Origin of the sequence: Nostoc sp. EspVER01 (genome assembly GCF_034530635.1) — a bacterium.
Taxonomy (GTDB): Bacteria; Cyanobacteriota; Cyanobacteriia; order Cyanobacteriales; family Nostocaceae; genus Nostoc.
In genome coordinates, this window is the sequence record NZ_JAVRCS010000019.1 from 71,098 (window position 1) to 92,758 (window position 21,661).

The following is a 21,661-nucleotide window of genomic DNA, read 5'->3' on the forward strand; positions in this document are numbered from 1 at the left end:
TATGTTAGTGGTATTGGTGAATTAGTTAATATCAGGCATTTTGAATTCCTGTAAAAATATCCCAAAAGTCAGGGGGATAATTAACAAGTCCATATCAAAAGGAAGATTGAGGTGAAAGCCATCTTGTAGATATTGGTTCTTAAGGTTATCGATAGTAATTGGGTTGAAATAGCCTTGCTTTTTAAGCAAATCACTTGACAATATGTCATTGATGTATTCGATATCTTGTTTTAATAAATGAGGGCTTCCAGGTGCATGAAAAGCAAATTTTTCTCGCTCAACAATTTGTTGAGGAAGAAAGTCTTTTGCTGTTTTTTTAAGAATATATTTTTCTATTAAGCCATTGAGTTTTAAGTTAGGAGGTATTGCTTTAGTAAATTCAACTAGATTAATATCCAAGAATGGATAACGAGCTTCAACCGAATTAGCTAAAGCCATGCGATCGCCATGATCGGAAATCAAATGATCTGATAACCTTAATTTAAAATCAAGATAAGACCTTTGATGAATAAAATGTCTATTTCGTAATTTTTCATAGTTAACTAACTCAAAGTTAAGACAGTCAAATTCGCTAAATTGATCGTTCAATTCTGAGGAATACAAAGCTAATTTTGTTTCTCGGTAAGAATATAAATCTCTTTCATAAAAAATATTTTCATCTCCCCAGACCTTAAGTCTCAATTCATCCTCTAATACAGATTCCAAACTATAATCTTTTTGGTTTGCAGAAAGGTTGCTATTTCGTAATTGTTCAAAACGATAGCCGACATAACCTGCAAATAATTCATCAGCACCTTCCCCCGTTAAAATGGCTTTAATATGGTTACTATTAGCACAGCCAGAAAGAGCTAAAGAAGCTGTATTATAAGTTTCTTTGATCGGGCATTCAGAATGATAAATAGCTTTCACTAAGCCATCACTGATTTGATGCCAATCGAACAAAATATCATGATGGATAAAATTCAGTTTTTTCAGCAAAATATCTCGATATTTTGACTCACATATCTCTTTATCTGTAAAGCCAATCGAGAAAGAATGTACATCACTATCAGGACGTATTTTATTGACTATTGCTGCAATTAATGAAGAATCTAAGCCGCCACTAACGTACACTCCTACCGGGACATCAGCATGTAACCGATATTTCACTGATTGGATCAAAAGCTCTTGTAATTTCTCTGTGTAATAGCTTTCTGGTTGACTATAAGCAGTTTCATTAATCTGTGGGTAATCTAAATCCCAATATTCTGTAACTTTTACCTGACAATCTTTAATCAGAACATAATGACCACTTTTTAAACTATTGATATTTTTAAACATAGTTCTCGGACTTACTAATCCGGGAAATGTGAGGATTTGATCTAAACCAACTAGATCAACTTCACGCCTAACTAACGGATGCGCTAAGATTGCTTTGATTTCTGAGCCAAAAATCAAAAATTTATCCACAATTGTATAAAAAAGTGGACAAATGCCCATTTGATCTCTAGCTAAAATTAATTGTTGTTCTTGATAGTCATAAAGAGCAAAGGCAAATTGACCATTGAGTTTATTTAAAAAATCTAACCCATATTCTTCATAGAGATGAATCAAAACTTCTACATCTGTATTGGTGCGGAATTCATGACCTTTTTTAACTAGTTCTTTCTTCAATTCTAAATAATTAAATATTTCTCCATTACATATTAAGACTATTGTTTCATCTTCGTTATATAGAGGTTGATTACCGCCTGCTAAATCAATTAAACTTAACCTCCGGAAGCCTAAACCTAAATTTTCTTTAATCAAATATCCCGATGAATCTGGCCCTCGATAAATTAATGTGTCAGCCATATTTTCCAGAATTTTCATTTCTGGACTGCGCTCTTTTGAAATATCAAAATATCCACAAATACCGCACATAATATCCTAATTTACTCCAGATCAGCATTGAAACTATTGACTAGCACTTGACTTTCTACTACGTTAGTTTCAGTAGTTAGAGAAATATGCGATAGAGGTTGGGCTAAATTGACTGGAATATTTTTCAGCACAGTCCCAAACTGTTCTAATATTCGGCGAATAGTGGCAATATCAAATTTATTGGATAAATATTCGATTCTGATTAACAGTTGATAACCTGGTTCTACCGTTACACTTAAAGGATAGTTGGTTTCAAAAAAGGAACGTACATTGATAATTTTTAGGCTACTGTTTTCCTCTATTAAGGAAAGATTCAATGGGTGATTTTGAAAGGAGACAAAACTATCGAACAAAGGCGTTCCTCTGGGTATCTGGCTCCACTCTTGAATCTGCACTAGAGAACTATACTGATACTGAAGCAGTTCTACTTGTTGCTGTTGCAACCTCTGTAACCAGGATAAAACAGAGACATGACCAGAAACTTGTACTCGCATCGGTCGGGTATTGATTAATAGTCCAACGATCGCCTCAACTCCTGGCAAATCTGCTGGACGACCAGAGACAGTCACGCCGAAAACCACGTCTTCCTCACCGCTGTATCGGCTTAAAAGCAAAGCCCAAACTCCCTGAATGATGGTGTTGAGCGTTAAATGATGCTTTCTGGCAAAGGACTGTAGGGACGAGGTAACATCGGCTGAGAGTGTGGTTTCCTCCTGAGCATATCCCCATCCCCAATCTGGATCGGGTAAATTGCCCGACACCCAATCTACACCTAACTTAGTTGGAGCGCGTAGTCCCCTGAGAGCCTTTCGCCAGAAGCTTTCTTCTCCAGACCAGTCTTGCTGTTGCAACCAGGCGATATAGTCTCGATAAAGATGGTTATCTTTAAGGTATAAATCCTGACCTTCACAAAATGCTTTGTATAACTTGAAGACCTCTGTGACGATCGCAGAAGTAGACCAACCATCCAGTATTATATGGTGGTGGCTCCAGATGAATTGATGAATGTCTGGAGCAGTTTGGATAAGTGCCAATCGCATCAATGGGCCTTCACTCAGTGAAAAAACCTGCTGTGAATCTGCTTGAAGATAAGTCTGCAATTGTTCTTCTTGCTCAGTTGGAGACATGTAGCGCCAGTCTTGCTGCTGCCAAGGCAATTCTACCTGCTGTAGCACTACTTGTATCGGTTCTGCCAAGTCTTCCCAAAGAAAGATGGTTCGCAAGCTGGGGTGGCGATTTACTACCTGTTGCCATGCTTGCCGGAAAGCGGTAGCATTCAATTTTCCTTGGAAGGTTAAAATCTTTTGCTGGAAGTACATTCTTGATTTTGGATCGTACAAGCTATGAAAGAGTAAGCCTTGTTGCAGAGGTGAGAGACAGTAAATATCTTCAATAGCAAATTTAGCGCCCAGTAGATCCAGCTGTTCTTGGTTCAACTTCGCTTGGGGAAAATCAGAAGGGGTGTAGCTTCCATCAAAAGAGAGGCGGTGACGAACTTGGGGCACTTCAGCAGTTACCAAACCCTGTGTTGGCTTAGGCGTTTTTGTGGCTAAGGCTGCTAACTGGGCGATCGTTTGCTGGTGAAATAGCTGCATGGGGGTCAGACAAAGCCCCGCTTCTTTGGCTCTGGCGACAATCTGAATGCTGAGGATAGAATCTCCGCCTAACTCAAAGAAGTTATCCTGCACTCCCACTTGTTCGACACCCAAAACTTCCGCCCAGATATCGGCTAATATTTGTTCTTCTGGAGTCCGAGGTGCGATAAATGCTGCTTCTAGTTCGGGGCGTGTCCAATCTGGTGCTGGGAGGGAGCGACGATCTAACTTACCGTTAAGCAGCAATGGCAAAGCGTCCAGCCTCACGAAAACAGAGGGCATCATGTAGTCGGGCAGTTTCTCCTGCAAAAAGTTGCGTAGTTCACTGCTAGATACATCTGTGCGGTGGGGGACGATATAGACAACTAGCCGCTTTTCACCTTGATGATCGTCTAGGGCGATCGCTACAGTTTCTCGTATTGCTGGGTGTTGTCGCAATGCTGCCTCAAGCTCTCCCAACTCGATGCGGAAGCCGCGAATCTTCACCTGATGGTCAATTCGACCGAGGAACTCGATGTTACCATCACTGAGGTAACGTGCTAAATCTCCAGTTTTATATAGACGGGTTAATTTTGGATTATTAAGCTGTTTATCAGTTTTAGAAGATAGCAGGTTCTCACTCGGATCGCTTAATCCAAAATCAATAAATGGATTTGGTATAAATTTTTCTCTGGTCAAATCTGGGCGGTTGAAATAGCCCCGCGCTAAATTCGCACCACCGATGTATAGTTCTCCAGGGATACCGATGGGAACGGGTTGCAGATGCTCATCTAAAAGCAAGATTTGCGTGTTTGCTAGAGGTTGCCCAAGGGGAACACTTGCTGCATAATCGCTTTGACCGTTTTCCACCTGATAAGTAAGCACTCCTACGGTAGCTTCTGTAGGCCCGTAGTGATTCAGAATCTTACAGTCAGGGGCTAACGCTTGCACCTTCTCAACTAGTTGCCAACTCAAGGCTTCACCACCCAAAATTAACCGATGGCGGGGTAAGATTTGGGCGGGGTGTTGGCAGGAATTTAGTAAAGCTTGCAGATGACTGGGAGCAATTTTGAGACAGTCGATACCGCCATGATTGTCATAGTAATCAGCCAGCTTATCTGCATCAGAGGTTCGCTCTTGAGAAATTACATGGAGACAGCCGCCTGTACACAAGGCAGGGAAGATAACTGTATTACCTAAATCTGCGGCGAAGCTAGAAACTAAGCTAAAACTAGCACCATTAGGCAGATTTAGTTGAGCAAGGATGCTATAAAGATAGTTGCACATTTGGTGATGCTCAACGGCAACTCCTTTAGGTTTTCCTGTAGAGCCAGAGGTGTAGAGTACATAGATTAAATTTTCTGGAATGACTTTGCTGGGCAAGTTTTCATTGCTTTTTTCGGCGATGATATGCCAATCTGCATCTAGGGAAACCACACGCGCCCTATGTTCAGGTAGAGTCCAGGCTGAGAATTCTTGAGTCAATACCACTGTTGCCTGGGTATCTTCTAAAATCAAGGCTTGGCGTTCTTTTGGCAGTTGAGGATCGAGCGGTACATAAGCACCACCTGCTTTCAGGATAGCTAGCAGGGCGATAATTATCAAGTGCGATCGCTCCAGACAAATTGCCACCAAAACTTCTGGCCCCACACCCCAATCCTGTAAATAACGTGCTAACTGATTAGCACGAGCGTTGAGTTGAGCATAAGTCAATTGCTGGTTCTCAAACACAACGGCAACATTATCTGGTGTACTATCTGCCTGTTTTTCAAACAGTTGATGTATGCACTGAAATTTTGAATAATTAGTTTCTGTATTGTTGCACCATAACAACAGTTGTTGTCGCTCTACTTCACTGAGAATTTCTAACTTACTGATTAAAGTTAACGGATTCTCAATAGCACTTGCTAACAACATCTGAAATTGTCCCGCCCAACGTTTTATATCCTCTGCTCGAAATAAGCTGGAATCATAGTGAAATTCTGCAACTATTTCTTGGTTTTTGGTTACACAGCATGATAAATTTAATTTAAATTTATCAATATAGCTCAATTGCTTATCTATATATATAACCAGATTCTCTGCAAAATACTGCTCTGTCTCTTCTGCAAAATTGTAGGTGACTGGAAACCAAGATAAATTTATCTCATTCCAACTAAAATAATCCTGCCATTTGGTTTGTTGAAGTGTAGATTCATTAATCTGCTTTAAAACTTCCAAAAATTGTAAGTTCGCTGCTAAATGAACATGAATTGGTAAATATCTAGCGAACAATCCTAATGATGTCTGTAATTCTTCATATTGGCGACCATCGTATCCTACACCAACAATCAGATTTGATTCTTTTGTCAATCGCCACAGATGAATGTGCCAGATAGTTTGCAGAAATACAGATATTGAAATATCATACTGCCGTATCAGGTTTTTTAGCTTTGCAACTGTATGTGGTTGAATAGCGATCGCAATTAATTTTGGTTGAAATTCTCTCTTATTAGCTGACTGATTTTCTCCTGGAAGTTTGAAATTAAAAATAGCAGAAATATCCTGTTTTTCCCAATACTCTCGACCTTTTTTGGTATCTTCTGCTACGAGTAATTCATGTTGCCATTCTGAATAATCAGCATATTGCATTGGTTCGTGCTGAAGCTGTCCTTTTGCCAATCCTCCATAGTTACAGCTAATTTCACGCACCAAATTTTTAAGTGTTACACCATCTGCACACAGAGACGGTAAACAAAGAAATAATAAATGCTTTTGAGGCGACAAAATTATCAAAGATACATTCAAAATTGGAGCTTGTGCAAAATCGAAATCCAATTGGCTCATCTTTTGCCAAATTGCTGCGATTTCAGCTTCCTGTTCTGATGCAGTTAAAGCAGCCAAGTCGTGCTGATAAATTGGTGGTAGGTTACTGTCGGTTATGACTTGAAAGGGAATACTCTCTTCTGGTGAACTTTTGAATGTGGTACGTAAAATCTCATGTCGATTAATGACAGTATTTAAGGCAATTTCGAGAGTCTCGATATTGAGAATTCCCTCAATTAAAACAGCACACTGAGTCCGATAAGGCAAGCTAGAATCAGCTTGCTGCAACAACCACAGATGCTTTTGCTGAGTTGAAAGTCGAAAAAGCTCAATCATTTCCTCTTCTTGCCTACCTATACCTCTATCGAGTCACAGCAAAACTATTTAACTCCAATAGAGGATTTTTTGATCGTCTTTAGACATTGCTAAGAAGCCACCAATCGTAATTCTAACTTTTTGCCCTATTACATCAGTAATTTGATGCACTATATTACCGCCGTGAAAAACAATCATGTCTCCGATATCGGGGGTAATATATCTCTTGGGGCATTTTTCTAAATCCAAATCTTTGGTGAGAGTCATTGACTCTTCTGGAGGTAAATCGTAAAGTACTAAATCTCCACCTGCTTCTGGTTTATCAATGATGATAAAATAGCTAAGAGCATCTACCATTTTGGCAATTTGGTTCAAGTGATCGTAGTAAGAATTTTCCAGAAAATCATTGTTTTTATGGGGAACCATTCCACCTAGATTTGGGTAAACAAATCTCACAGTAGCCGGAGTATAAACCCGCTCATCATTTTCTCTAGCTACCTCGACCTTTCTGCCTCCAGAAATTTCAGTTAAAGTTGCTTCTAATCTCGCTTCAAAATTGGTGTCAAAAAGCGTCTTTAACTTGTTCCTGAAATTGTCTGCACCTTGAAAATATCTTTCTTTATCACTACCTGCTGCCATTAAAACACAGCCAAGGGTTGTACCGTATCTAACAGTTTCTAGCTCGTCACTGGCGTTATCTAGTCTCTGTTTTACTTCTAACATTTCTGCCTGGGAAAAGACTCCTTTGAGGAGCATTCCATCGATTTCACCTTGATAAATTTGATTAATGCTATCAGGATAATTACTGGCTAATTCAGCTTCTAAAGTGAGCCAGTTTTTGATTGCTAAGTCTGGCTGAGTAGCATTTTTATTCATCTTGTTCTCCATCTATAATTTTAAATTTGTGATGAGCCATTTTACATACATTAATTAGATGCGATCGCATCAAACTAAAAACCCTTATTTCTCAATAATTTTGTCCCACCAAAATTATTGAGAAATAAAAAATGGCTGTCGAAGCTAGAACCTTTATAAAATAACGCTGACGTTCTTGTATTTAGATAAAGTCCTACAAAGAGGATGTTTTAAAAGTGCTTGGTTATGTAAAAATTCCTTCATCTCCCTAAATCCCAACAAAAAAGGAGATAGTAACACAATTTGATACTTTAAAAACATCCTTTAAGCAATAGCCTAAATTCTGCAATGATTTTTGACTATAATTTGATTAACTCCAATAGAATATCTTTTGATCGTCTGTTGATATAGCAACAAATCCACCTATACTAATACGATTTTTGTTTCCCCTGGCCTCCGCTACCTTATGCCATATTGTACCACCGTGGAAAAGAACCATATCACCAATGTCTGGACTGATATATTTTTTGTCGCATTTTTCAAAAGCGGAATCCTTAACTAAAGTATCAAAATCCTTTTTCGCTTCTTCTGGCGGCAAATCGTAAATTATTAATTCTCCACCTTCTTCCGGCTTATCGACGATCAGAAAATAACTCAGATGTTCTTGTAATCTAGCAATTTTTGTTAAATGAGCAAAGGATGGATGCTGGAGAAATTGACTACCTTTATGAATAATAATCCCACCTTTATTTGGCTCAACAAATCTGATTTGAGCAGGGGCATAAGTTTGATTATTTTCTGAGGCTATCTCTACTACTCTCCCTCCTGACACCTTACTTAGTAATCCTTCAATTCTTTGTTCATAACCAATTTCAAAAATATTTTTCAGATCGTTTCTATATGTCTTTACATCTTGGAAGTATTTAGTCGGTTCATTTTCTTTGGCAGGTAGAACAACACCAAATGATTCGCCGTAACCCACACTTTTCCGACTTTTTATGTTTTCCAGTTGATGTTTCGCCTTGAGCATTTCTTCTTTGGTGAAAACCTGCTTAATCAGCATTCCATCAATTTCACCTTTGTATATCCGATTAACTGCGTCTGGATAATTAGCTAATAAATCAGCTGTAACCGTGAGCCATAAATCATTTTTAACGTATGTCATCGCAGAATTTTCCAAAACTCCTAAATCTGGTTTGTTACCTTGTTTTAACCAATACCACAAAATTAATCTAGCGCAATCGGTAATTTAATATTCAGTTACAACTGGCTATGGTGATGGTATCCATAAATTTTAAACCAAGAATTTAGGGTTTATACAACTTAGTCAAACACTAACATATCTTGATGTAAATCTTTTTTTTATTAAGCTTTTTTTGTCAAACTTTACTTGCTACCCTTATCCTAACAAAGACGCTATACGAACGAGAAAGCCAAGGGCAAACAAGCCGAGAAACCCGTTTAACGCAGTCGCTCCCAATAACAGCCTTCACGAAAAATAGAGCTTAAAAGCTAAAGTTATTTAGTTTTGACATCGCAATTATACAGTGTTTGTACGTAAAAATGTCAAAAATATTACACGAGGTAGCGTATAAGGGGTATATGATAAAGTAATGTTAATACATGGTAACTAGACGGTCAATATAATTAAATTTTGTATCGGACATTGCACTTAGTCCCTTCCCGTTATAGGATGACAGAGTTGCGTGGTAAAGACTTCATCGCTTTTGAAATTCCCAACTCAGAGCTGAAAGCCTGACTACGAAATAAATTCAAGTAATTATCTGACGGAAAGCGAATAGCTACCAAGTGCAAAAGGTTTTATACCAAAGGCTGATCTGCTTTACCCTTGATTTACAAAATCCCAAATATCTCAATTTCTGGTAAGCGGATTTCTCTAGTAAAATTCTCTCAATTTTGACAGAGACCAAATCTGGCGCTATTTTCGACAACCTGAAACTGGGCAATGTCTACAGCTTATAAATTCAGGATTTAAGCGAACAACCAGTAATGACTAGCAACAAACAATGCAATTTTAAAGCTTGCAATCAGACAATGGCACCAGATATGAGCTTTTGATTAGCGCCCCTATGCGCTAACAAAAAATGGAAGAAATACATTGAAATTTAAAACCTCAGATCCTGACTGAATCAAGTTTATAAAATGTGTGTATTTCTTAATAACCTCTAACAGAGAAGTTTTTTCGCTGCCGCAATAATTATGAAAGAAACACACTGAAATATAAATCCTCAAATTCTTAGAGAAGGAGGATTATAAAATGTGTTTCTTAAAAACAGAGGACAAGATTACAAGGAGAAACAATATGTCAATAGCACAATTTACTGACTTCGTAAAAAATATTACGACAGAAAATAACAATCCAGCTAGCGACTCATCAGGAGTAGGTGCAGAATTGCAAAAAGCTTTAACTAATCTTCAGGGATCTCCAGAAGAAAAAGTTGCAAAAGTAGCACAAGAGTTGTCTAAAGTAGCTAAATCTAAGGGCTTTGATGTTTCAGAAGCAGATGTGAGTACGTATATCGACTCTCTGAAAGTCCAATATGAAATCAACCCTATCATAGCTGCTATGGCGGATACCTACTGTAGTACCTCTTGTCATTTTGGAAGTGCAATTAGTGCCAGCTAAAATCTGAGTGCGAAATCTTTGATTTGAAATTTGATACATCTCAGGTTTTCAAAAAACAGGATAGTCTGAGATGTATCTATTACAAGCCTTCTTGAACAAAAAGAACAATTAGTAGAGTTTGTAAAAATTTGTTTTTGGCGAAATCATGATTAAGTCTCCTGTAGCCAAGTCCTTATATAATTTTGTTGAACTGGATGTTAGCGAAATTGGTAACTATCCAGAAGGAATTATAGATATTTGCGATCGCCAGGTTCATGGTTTGATCGTCAAGAATTTTCTCTCTCCAGAAGATATCTCCAGAGTCGTCAGTCGGCTAACGCGCAAAGACCCATTTCCTGGTTCGCCCTTTGGGGATGTTCTGATTTACGGCCCAGCATTATATATATGCGATGCCGATATTACTCAATATTGTGAAGAAGCGGTTGATTTTCGGAAATATTGCCGTCAACTCTTCAGTGGAGGAGCCGATTTCGAGACGCGGCTAACAGAAGTTCTCGGTGCAATGTCTGGTGGTCGGCCCGTTGAACTTCCCGTTACCCCCGACGGCTACGCCTATACTCCAACGACAATTCGAGTTTTAAAAACTGGCCAGGAGATGGGCTGGCATTTTGAAAATCAATTTCTGCATTGCACACCAGGGTATCGCCACTTAGAAACCATAGTTGAACCCGAAGATCATCTCAGCTATTTTGTAGTGTTGAGTGCTGCTAATGCTGGGGGAGAGTTAGTTCTCTATGATTTAGAGTGGTCAGAGACAGAATGGCCCGATAAGGAACATGGGGGAACAAGGAAAAATGGTTTAGTGAACGGTCAACTGATTGCCTCAGTTATGGAAGACTACGACCAAATGTTCCTCAGTCCACAAGCTGGTTCTTTAGTGGTCTTTGATGCAGGGAGGATTTTGCATCGTGTTTCTGCGGTTGAAGGTTCTCGCCGTCGGATTACCGTAGGCGGATTTCTTGCCTTCTCCAAGGAGCGTGAAAAACTTTTCTACTGGAGTTAGGGAATTAAGAGGGCAATAAATGCATGAAATTTTCTACCTTAGTAGATGCTTTGAGTGAAAGAGCGCGATCGCAGCCTGATAAAAATTACACTTTTCTTCAGGATGGAGAAATTGCAGCGCATACTCTAAGTTATCAAGAATTGGAGCGATTAGCACAGGCGATCGCCGCCAAACTTCAGAGTTTTAATGCCATAGGTCAACAAGCCTTACTACTGTATCCACCAGGTTTAGAATTCATTGCCGCTTTTTTCGGATGTTTGTTGGCTGGAGTTGTAGCTATTCCCGCCTATCCCCTCCGTGCCAATCAGTCAAAGTCTAGGCTGTTGGCGATGGCCAAAGATGCAGAAGCAACCTTTGCCCTCACAACCACATCTGTCTTAGCCAATAGTCAGCATTGGTTGGTAGAACACCCAGAGTTAGCCCAGTTGCGTTGGTTAGCCACCGATGACATTGATGCAGATTTAGCAGATGCATGGCAGAAACCTATTGTCAATAGCGATACCCTAGCTCTTCTCCAGTACACCTCCGGCTCTACAGGCACTCCCAAGGGAGTGATGGTCGGCCACGGCAATCTCCTATCCAACTGTACCGACCTCGATCGCGGATGGAACCACACAGCAGACAGTATTATTGTCACTTGGCTACCCACCTTTCACGATATGGGGCTAATTTATGGAGTCATCGAACCATTATATAAAGGTTGTTCTTGCTACATGATGCCTCCTGTGTCCTTTCTACATAAACCCATACGATGGCTACAGGCGATTTCGACTTACAAAGCTAGTCATAGCGGCGCACCGAATTTTGCCTACGATCTATGCGTGCGGAAAATCACCGCAGCACAAAAGGCTACCTTGGATTTGAGTAGCTGGCAAATGGCTTTAAATGGTGCTGAACCTGTGAGGGCAGATGTCTTACAACGGTTCGCCGAAACCTTTAAACCCTGTGGATTTGATTTAACAGCCTTCTGTCCCGGTTATGGTTTGGCGGAAGCCACCCTGAAAGTGGCGGCGGTGCGTCAACAAGATCCGCCTGTATTCTTGCAAGTTGATGCAGATGCACTAGCAGAAAATCGAGTGGTAGAGGCAAGATTAAACCAACAAAATGTGCAGACATTAGTGGGATGTGGACGTAGCGAGATTGATACACAAATTGCGATCGTTCATCCTGAATCCTTTATTCGATGCCAAGATTCACAAGTCGGGGAAATTTGGGTATCAGGTTCTACTATTGCTCAAGGCTACTGGAAAAACCCCCAAGAGACACAAAAAACCTTTCAAGCAACCCTAAAAGATAGTGATTCTAGAATGTTTCTCCGTACAGGCGACTTAGGATTTATTAAGGATGGCGAATTATTCGTTACAGGGCGGTTGAAAGATACGATCGTTATTCAAGGACGCAACCATTATCCCCAAGATATTGAATTAACCATTGAGAATAGTCATCCCGCATTGCGACCCAGTTGTGGGGCAGCCTTTGCAGTGGAATTTAAAGGTGAGGAACAGTTAGTTGTAGTTCAAGAAGTAGAGCGGAGTTATCTGCGACGGCTAGATGTTAATGAAGTAATTGGTAACATTCGTCAAGCAGTGGCAGCGGAACATGAGATCCGAACTCATACTGTTTTATTAGTAAAAACGGGAACCGTTCCTAAAACTTCTAGTGGTAAGATTCAGCGTCAAGCTTGCCGTCAAAAATTTTTGAATAACACACTGAATTTATTAACATCAGAAAAATCCCCGAAATTAACAGCAACCATCTAAAGATAGAGATAATATGTTAAATCAAGACCAAGTTAAACATTTCCAACAAAAAGGATGGGTCGGCCCAGTCGATATCTTTGCACCAGCAGAAATTGCCGCAGTAAAGGAATGTTTAGAAACTAATAGCCGCATTATCAAAGAAGCAGATGGACAGGAAATTATCACATTTTATAATAATGTTATTAATTTAGAAACTCCCCGCGATCATTATCTATTTCATAAACCAATAGCAGAACTATTTCAACATCCGCAACTAATTCAGCGCTTAAACCAAATCGCTGGAGAAAACTTATTGCTTTGGTATACCAATGTCTTTTGTAAAATGCCCGGACAAGGGGAAATTAAATGGCATCAAGCGAAAGAGTTTTATACATCAAGTGACATCGACTTTGCTAAGAAAACTTTAGTTTATTCTCAAGACGAAGACCCTTTAAATTTAACAGTCTGGGTGGCCTTGGAAGATGCCGACCTGGAAAATGGTTGTATGCGTTTCGCCAATGGATCGCATCAGCAAATGTTTAAAATATTAAAAGGGAGTGTTCCGGCATCTGAAGGTGTGTTTGCTGGCATTAGTGCCCATAAAACAGTTTGGCAAAAAGAGCAACAATACTCCTTATCTTATGAATTTGATGAAAATGACTGGGAAGTAGAATCAGTGCCAGTCAAGGCAGGTCAAGCGATCGTCTTTACTGAAAGTACAATGCACTGTTCCCTACCCAATCACTCAAATCGTCGTCGCTTGGCGATTATTGGCCGTTATGTGCGTCCAAGTACCCAGGTTTATCCCTATCGCTGGCAAGGGGATTTTATTGATGAAAATGCCCACAACATCAAAAGGCATTTTTGTATTTTAGTTTCTGGACGTGATGATTATAGACATAACGTAGTTAGAGATGAGCATGATTTAGATGAGACGGAAGTAGAATTTCAACTCATGTCTAATTTGGTGCGCTTTGGTCATGTAAATATCCCAGAAGACAAACTACAACTAGAAATTTACGGTTTGGAAAAACAGGTTTTAGAAGGAGATTGTCAAGAAGAAGAACCAAATCCAATTTTGCATCCGCGTAAATATATTCAATGGCAAGCGTGGAATCGATATCAAGGCATGAGTACTACAGAAGCAATGAAGCGGTATAGCCAATTAGTAAGGAGTTTGCCACGAAAAAATCCCAAAGATGCCAGTAGTAGAAGCAATACTAGTACAGTAAATAAGGGAGTATTAAAAGCAGCGGATATTGAAAATTGGTTAATCTCTTATCTGTCTGAACTGTTGGACACGCAACCAGATGAAATAGAAGTAAATATTCCCTTCCAACGTTATGGTTTATCCTCAGCAGAAGGAACTGTTCTAATGGGCGATCTAGAAGCTGCGACAGGATATAAACTTGCTCCGACTCTAGTATATGAATACCCGACTATTGAGGCTTTAGCCCAACACATAGCAGAGGAAATGCAAGTTTTGGCGTAAACTTCTGTAAGTACCGAAAAAATGATGTTGTAATATACACAAAAAAGGTCAAAAGTGGAACCCATAGCGATTATAGGCATCGGTTGCCGTTTTCCTCATGCTAATAATCCCGAATCATTCTGGAAGCTTTTGCATAATGGCATCGATGCGATCGCTCAAGTGCCAAAAGACCGATGGGATGTTGAGGCTTTTTACGATCCCGATCCGGCTACTCCAGGGAAAATGAACACTCGCTGGGGCGGTTTCTTAGATCAAGTAGATCGATTCGACCCCAATTTTTTTGGGATTTCTCCCCGTGAAGCCGAACGCATAGACCCCCAGCACAGACTGGTTTTGGAAGTAGCTTGGGAGGCTTTAGAAGATGCCGCGATCGCACCAGAAAGTCTCGCGGGTAGCCAAACTGGTGTTTTTATTGGCATTGGCAACTACGACTACGGCAGATTTTTATGTAGTGATTTAGCCAACATCAATATTCATAATGGCACTGGTCTGACTCTGAGCATTGCCGCTAATCGCTTATCTTATCTGCTGGATTTGCATGGGCCAAGTATGGCTATCGAAACAGCTTGTTCCTCATCCTTGGTAGCAATTCACTCTGCTTGTCAAAGTTTGCAAAGTGGGGAGTCTAACTTAGCAATTACTGGCGGTGTCAGCCTGATGCTATCGCCAGACATGACAATTACCTTCTCCCAAGCCCGGATGATGGCTCCTGATGGTCGATGTAAAACCTTTGATGCTAGTGCCAATGGATACGTCCGGGGTGAGGGTTGCGGTATTACGATTCTCAAGCGCCTCAGTGATGCCATTCAGGATCGAGACCGCATCTTAGCAGTAATTAAAGGTTCGGCAGTTAATCACGATGGACTCAGTAACGGGATTACAGCACCGAATGGCTTGGCTCAACAGGCAGTGATTCGCCAAGCTTTAAAAAACGCTGGTGTCGCACCCGCAGAGATTAGCTATATAGAAGCCCACGGAACTGGTACTCCTCTAGGAGATCCAATTGAGATTAGAGCGTTAAAAGCAGTATTGATGTCGGGGCGTTCCCCTGAACAACGCTGTGGAATTGGCTCGGTGAAAACAAATATTGGTCATTTAGAACCAGCCGCTGGGGTAGCAGGTTTAATTAAGGTAGTGTTATCGCTACAACACAAAAAAATTCCCCCCCACCTCCACTTGCAGCAGTTAAATCCCCATCTGGGTTTAGATGGAACACCATTTTTTATTCCTGGGGAATGTCAACCTTGGCCTAGCGATCGCCTTTTGGCTGGTGTGAGTGGGTTTAGCTTTGGTGGCACTAATTCTCATCTGATTTTAGAAGCTGCGCCTGAAGGGAGCGGGGGAGCAGGGGAGCAGGGGAGCAGGGGAGCGGGGGGGATTTTTCAAGTTGAGCGATCGCTGCATCTTCTGACTCTATCGGCTAAGAATGAGGCGGCTTTGCAGGAATTGGCGCAACGTTATGCTGATTTCTTTGCGGCTGATGCTGATGTATCTTTGGCAGATGTCTGCTTTAGTGCCAACACGGGGCGATCGCATTTTGCCCATCGGTTGGCAATTGTCGCGCAATCAAGCAAACAGTTAGGCGATCGCCTCAGTAATTTAACTGAGAATCAGGCAATGACTGGAATATTGGCTGGTAAGGTTGCCAGCCGCCAGTCCTTGAAAATAGCCTTTTTATTCACCGGACAGGGGTCACAATACGTAGGTATGGGTCGTCAACTTTACGAAACCCAGCCTACCTTCCGCAAAACCCTCGAACGTTGCGATGAAATTCTCCGTCCCTATTTGGACAAGCCGTTGCTGGAAATCCTCTATGCAACCGACGCTGAAAGTTCACTTTTAGACGAAACTGCCTATACCCAACCCGCTTTATTTGCTCTAGAATATGCCCTCGCTGAATTATGGCAGTCTTGGGGTGTTATCCCTCACGTCGTAATTGGTCACAGTTTGGGTGAATATGTCGCCGCTTGTGTGGCGGGGGTATTTAGCCTGGAAGAAGGTCTAAAGCTAGTGGCAAAAAGAGCTAGTTTGATGCAGTCATTGCCCCAAACTGGTGAAATGGTCGCTGTCTTTGCCTCTGAAAGTCAGGTACAAGCAGCAATTCAACCATACTCCTCAGAAGTTGCCATTGCCGCGATTAATGGACTTGAGAATATTGTCATTTCCGGTCTGCGATCGCCAGTCAGGGCACTAGTTGCCGCCTGGTCAGCCCAAGGAATCAAAACTCAACAGTTGCGAGTTTCTCACGCCTTTCATTCCCCACTCATCGCCCCGATGCTGGATAGCTTTGAGACTGAGGCCAGCCAAGTAAAGTTTCAAACTCCACGCCTACCCCTAATTTCTAACCTCACAGGCGAAATGCTGCCCTCTGAATATATCCCTGATGCCAATTATTGGCGACGGCATACCAGAGAACCAGTAAAATTCATGGCGGGGATAAATAGTTTATTTGCTCAAGGCTATAACTTATTTTTAGAAATCGGTTCCAAGCCTATCCTCTCCAGAATGGGCCAAAAATGCCAGCAAAATCATGCAACCTGGCTCCCTTCCCTAGCCCCAGGACAAGAGGATTGGCAAGTGTTGCTTTCGAGCTTATCTGCTTTGTACGTGCAAGGGGTAAATATTAACTGGAGGGGATTCGATCGAGATTATTCCAGAAATAAGCGATCGCTTCCTACCTATCCCTTCCAACGTCAACGTTACTGGATTCAAGATACAACTCAAGTCATGGATGAACAGAAATTAGATGCCAAGGTATCCCAGTTTCAGACAGATGCAATTTCTCACACCAAACCACCACAGCAAATTTTAGTCACATTGAGTTCTATTATCAGTAAATTACTGCAATTAGATCCTAATGAAATAGATATTCACACACCTTTTTTGGAAATGGGGGCTGATTCGCTGATCCTCATTGATGCGATCGCAGCAATTGAAAACACTTATGGCATTAAGATATCTATTAGCCAGCTATTTGAAGAATATAGAACCATTGAGGCGTTAGCAACTTACATTGCTCAGAATGTACCTTGCCCTGAATCAGAGTCTCAGCCTACACAGCCAGAGCAATTAACCCCACAAATTGCGAATCCAGTAATTCCCAATTCGCCAGAAACCTTGCATGAGTCAGCATTAGAGCGAATTATGTCACAGCAACTTCAAGTGATGTCTCAGCTAATGTCTCAGCAGCTAGAACTATTACAGGGTAAGGGAAGTAATCAAGCGCAGGTATCATCATCCTCAAATGGAGGTTCTTTATCCCCACAGCAAGCAACTGCACCTACTATTAATTCTTACCAGAACGGCAAACCAAATCAGCAGCTAGTTTCAGAAACTCAAATTAAGGAGCTTAACCCACAACAACAGCGCCATTTACAAGCACTGATCGCCCGCTATACCAAACGGACGCAACAATCTAAGCAACGAGCCGAAATCAGCCGCTCTCTTCTGGCTGATAGTAGGGCTGTGGCTGGATTCCGCCCTTCCATCAAAGAAATGGTCTATCCGATTATTGGAGAACGAGCAAAAGGTGCAAAATTTTGGGATATTGATGGTAACGAGTATATCGACATCTCGATGGGGTTTGGGGTGTTGCTGTTTGGTCATGATGCACCATTTATAACTCAAGCCTTGACAGAACAGATTCACCAAGGAATACAACTAGGGCCTCAATCCAATCTGGCAACAGAGGTAGCTGGGTTAATCTGTGAATTAACTAATATGGAGCGAGTCACTTTCTGTAATACAGGTACAGAAGCGGTGATGACAGCGCTGCGGTTAGCACGGACAACGACTGGCCGGAATAAGATTGCTCTATTTACTGGTTCCTATCATGGTCATTTCGATGGAGTCTTAGCTAGGGCAGTCCAAGGTGAGACGAATACTGTACCAATGACTGTAGGGATCTCACCTTATGCAGTTGCCGATGTGCTGGTACTGGATTATGGCAATCCCCAATCCCTGGATATTTTACGGACTCATGCTGGCGAACTGGCGGCTGTATTGGTTGAACCAGTGCAAAGTCGCCATCCTCATTTACAACCCCAAGGGTTTTTACAACAGTTGAGGCAATTGACACAAGCTGAGGGAATTGCCCTAATTTTCGATGAAGTAATTACAGGTTTCCGCATCCATCCAGGAGGCTTTCAGGCTTACTGTGGGATTGAAGCGGATCTGGTAATCTATGGCAAAATTATCGGCGGCGGACTACCGATGGGAGTCATCGCTGGTAAGAGGGATTACATGAATGGCATTGACGGCGGGATATGGAACTATGGTAATGCCTCCTATCCTCAAGCACAAAAGACTTTTTTCGCTGGAACCTTTAATAAAAATCATCTAGGAATGGCGGCAGCACGGGCAGTATTGCAACATCTCAAGCAAGAAGGTTTTGGCCTGCAACAGCAATTAAACCATAATACCTCTGAGTTAGCGGCAACCCTGAATGCTTACTTCCAAGCGGAGAATGTACCGATAGAGTTAGTCCATTTTGGCTCCCTATTTCGCTTCGCTTCCTCAGAAAATATAGACTTGCTGTTTTATCATTTACTAGAAAAAGGCATTTACATTTGGGAAGGGCGTAACTGCTTTCTCTCAACTGCACATACCCATGCAGATATCGATCGCATCATCCAGGCAGTCAAAGATAGTATCAAGGAACTGCGACAAGGAGGTTTTTTGCTCAAAGGTGGGAGTAAGTCGCCAGCAAGTGAACTACCTGTCACGCCGTCAAAGAAAGCACCACTTCACTTCCCAAGCCCAAAAGAAATTAGCGATCGCCTCACACCCCAATTCCAACAATTAATTATCCAGGAAGACTTAGAAGCTTATCAACAAGGATTAACTAAACTAGAAGCTTTAAGCCTGACTTATATCCTCAAAGCTTTCCAGTCAATAGGTTGGGAGTTTCACCCAGGCAAGGAGTTTACATTGGTAGCGATCGCTCAACAGTTGGGTGTGGTTAACCAACACCAACGGTTACTAGGTCGCCTGCTGGAGATATTGGCAGAAGAAGGAATACTGCGTCCAGTTAGCGATGGCTGGGAAGTAATGCGAGTCCCGGAAATTGAACATTTTCAGGCCGGGGAAATTTTAAGTGAGTACCCAGCTTTAGAAGCAGAGTTATCTTTGCTACAGCGTTGCGGACAAGAACTAGCACAGGTGTTACAAGGAAAACGTCACCCATTAGAGTTATTATTCCCCAATGGCGACTCAACAAGTTTAACCAAGCTGTATCAGGATTCACCCGTAGCACGAATCATGAACGCTATGGTACAAAAAACAATTGCGATCGCACTGGAAAATTTGCCCAAGGGTAGTAACGTCGGAATTCTCGAAATTGGCGCTGGGACTGGGGGAACAACAGCCCATATCCTGCCTCATCTGCCCGAACGACAAACAAAATATCTATTTACCGATTTGTCCCCCTTATTCCTTGCCAAAGCTAGGCAGAAATTTGGCGATTATCCATTTGTAGGTTATGAAATATTAGACATCGAACAAGAGCTTGAAGCTCAAGGTTTTGATTCTCATCAATACGATATCATTGTGGCGGCTAATGTCTTGCACGCCACCGCAGATTTGCGTAATTCCCTGAAACAGGTGTTGCAGTTATTGCTTCCAGGGGGACTGCTAGTGCTGATGGAAGGGACAACTCGCCAGCGTTGGCTGGATTTAATATTTGGATTAACTCAGGGGTGGTGGAAATTTGGCGATTCCAATTTGCGACCATCTTACCCATTGCTTGATGCTTCCCAATGGCAAACCTTATTAGAGGAGAGCGGATTTAGAGAAGTAATGACTATTCCTGCTACCTCGCAGATGTTTGCAGTTTTACCCCAACAGTCCGTAATTGTCGCTGAAGCAGCACAAAAAATCCCCCTAACTGAGGCTCAAAAACAACTCTGGGTGTTGGCGCAGATGAGCGAAGAAGGTTCAATTGCCTACAACGAATCTGTAAGTCTGCAATTACAGGGGTCACTTGACTTAGAGGCAATGTATCAGGCTGTGCAAAAAATTGTCAATCGCCATGAGGCTTTACGAACTATTATCAGCACTCAAAGTAATTGTCAGCAGATATTACCTTCTGTGAAAATCGATATTCCGATAATTGATTTCTCAAATTGGGATAGTAGCACCTGCAAAGTTCAAGTCGCTAAGTGGCTAGAAAAAGAGGGACGCAAACCTTTCGACTTTAGTGTTGGGCCTCTATTACGCGTCCATATCCTCAAGCTAGAGCCACAACTGCATCTATTGGTGCTGACAGTTCATCACATTATTATTGATGGCTGGTCAATTGATGTCATCTTCAAGGATTTGGGTGCGATATATTCAGCAGAATGTCAGAATATTCCAGATGAAATGGAAGAACCAATGCAATTCCGGCAATACATAAACTGGCAAGAACAGCAAATTCAAACTGAGAAAATGCTAGCAGACAAATCTTACTGGTTAGGACAATTTGCTGATTCAATTCCCGTCTTAGAGTTGCCAACAGATTACCCGCGTCCCCAAGTACAAACTTATGCTGGGGTTGAACAAACGCTACTCGTTGATGCTGAATGTTTGCGTGAGTTAAAAAGCTTCAGCAATCAGCATAGATGTACCTTGTTTATGACCTTAATTGCTGTCTTAAATTTGTTATTACATCACTTATCTGGTCAAAATGACATCGTGATTGGTGTTCCTACGGCTGGACAAACTTGTGTAGAAGATAAAGACCTAGTTGGCTATTGTGCTAATGTATTGCCATTGCGCTTTGTAGTTAAAAACCAAAGTTTTAGTGACTATCTCAATACTATTAAAAAGGTAGTTTTGCAGGGCTATGAGCATCAAAATTATCCGATTAGCCAATTGCTCAAGGAACTGAATATTAAGCGCGATCCCAGCCGACCACCTCTGATTACAACATTAGTTGGTATGGATAAATTTGGTGTTGAACTAAAATTTTTTGGGCTGAAAGTTGAGGGCTTGACAAATTATCTTGGCATTGCTCGGAGAGAACTAACTTGGAATATGGTTGAGAGCGATGGGAAACTATCATTGAAGTGTAATTACAACGCAGATATTTATAGTGCCTCTACAATTCGGCTCTGGATGCAGCAATTGGAAACCATTTTCCACACTGTCATAAAACAGCCCGATATCAGCCTAGATGCGATCGCCGAAAAACTGACTCAAGCAGATGGACAAAAACAGATTGGAGAAGAACAAAAATTAGCACTGGCTAGTATGCAAAAGTTAAAGAACTTTAAGAGAAATGCTATATAATATCAAAAGTATTTATGAATACTTTGAATCTAAAATTCTATTTGCTGACAAAGTGAAGTT

General features: G+C 41.3%; 9 protein-coding genes. 5 read left to right on the forward strand and 4 right to left on the reverse strand.

All coding sequences use genetic code 11. The annotated features are described in order from the left end of the window. Positions 1 to 21 precede the first annotated feature (21 nt). From asnB to RMX69_RS17340, 4 genes are all read right to left on the reverse strand, one after another. Positions 22 to 1,902, reverse strand: coding sequence for an asparagine synthase (glutamine-hydrolyzing) (gene asnB / locus RMX69_RS17325; RefSeq protein ID WP_322638196.1), 1,881 nt, complete (start codon positions 1,900 to 1,902; stop codon positions 22 to 24). 11 nt (positions 1,903 to 1,913) lie between these two features. Continuing rightward, positions 1,914 to 6,617: a non-ribosomal peptide synthetase gene (locus RMX69_RS17330; RefSeq protein ID WP_322638197.1), complete on the reverse strand. Its 4,704-nt coding sequence runs from the start codon at positions 6,615 to 6,617 to the stop codon at positions 1,914 to 1,916. A gap of 48 nt (positions 6,618 to 6,665) precedes the next feature. Further along, on the reverse strand, positions 6,666 to 7,472 hold the full coding sequence (locus RMX69_RS17335) for a hypothetical protein (protein WP_322638198.1): 807 nt from the start codon (positions 7,470 to 7,472) through the stop codon (positions 6,666 to 6,668). Between the two features lie 349 nt (positions 7,473 to 7,821). Further along, positions 7,822 to 8,616: a 2OG-Fe(II) oxygenase gene (locus RMX69_RS17340; RefSeq protein ID WP_322638199.1), complete on the reverse strand. Its 795-nt coding sequence runs from the start codon at positions 8,614 to 8,616 to the stop codon at positions 7,822 to 7,824. Between the two features lie 1,158 nt (positions 8,617 to 9,774). Between RMX69_RS17340 and RMX69_RS17345 the strand changes: the two genes are divergently transcribed. From RMX69_RS17345 to RMX69_RS17365, 5 genes are all read left to right on the forward strand, one after another. Beyond that, complete coding sequence (locus RMX69_RS17345) at positions 9,775 to 10,098, forward strand: hypothetical protein (protein WP_289799411.1); 324 nt, start codon at positions 9,775 to 9,777, stop codon at positions 10,096 to 10,098. 145 nt (positions 10,099 to 10,243) lie between these two features. Then, positions 10,244 to 11,101 carry a 2OG-Fe(II) oxygenase gene (locus tag RMX69_RS17350; protein WP_322638200.1) on the forward strand — a complete coding sequence of 286 codons (858 nt, stop codon included), beginning with the start codon at positions 10,244 to 10,246 and terminating at the stop codon, positions 11,099 to 11,101. 23 nt (positions 11,102 to 11,124) lie between these two features. Beyond that, positions 11,125 to 12,861 (forward strand): fatty acyl-AMP ligase, encoded by a 1,737-nt coding sequence (locus RMX69_RS17355; protein WP_322638201.1) that lies wholly within the window; start codon positions 11,125 to 11,127, stop codon positions 12,859 to 12,861. A 13-nt stretch (positions 12,862 to 12,874) separates the two neighbouring features. After that, positions 12,875 to 14,332: an acyl-CoA-binding protein gene (locus tag RMX69_RS17360; RefSeq protein ID WP_322638202.1), complete on the forward strand. Its 1,458-nt coding sequence runs from the start codon at positions 12,875 to 12,877 to the stop codon at positions 14,330 to 14,332. A 54-nt stretch (positions 14,333 to 14,386) separates the two neighbouring features. Next, positions 14,387 to 21,601, forward strand: coding sequence for an aminotransferase class III-fold pyridoxal phosphate-dependent enzyme (locus RMX69_RS17365; RefSeq protein ID WP_322638203.1), 7,215 nt, complete (start codon positions 14,387 to 14,389; stop codon positions 21,599 to 21,601). Positions 21,602 to 21,661 lie beyond the last annotated feature (60 nt).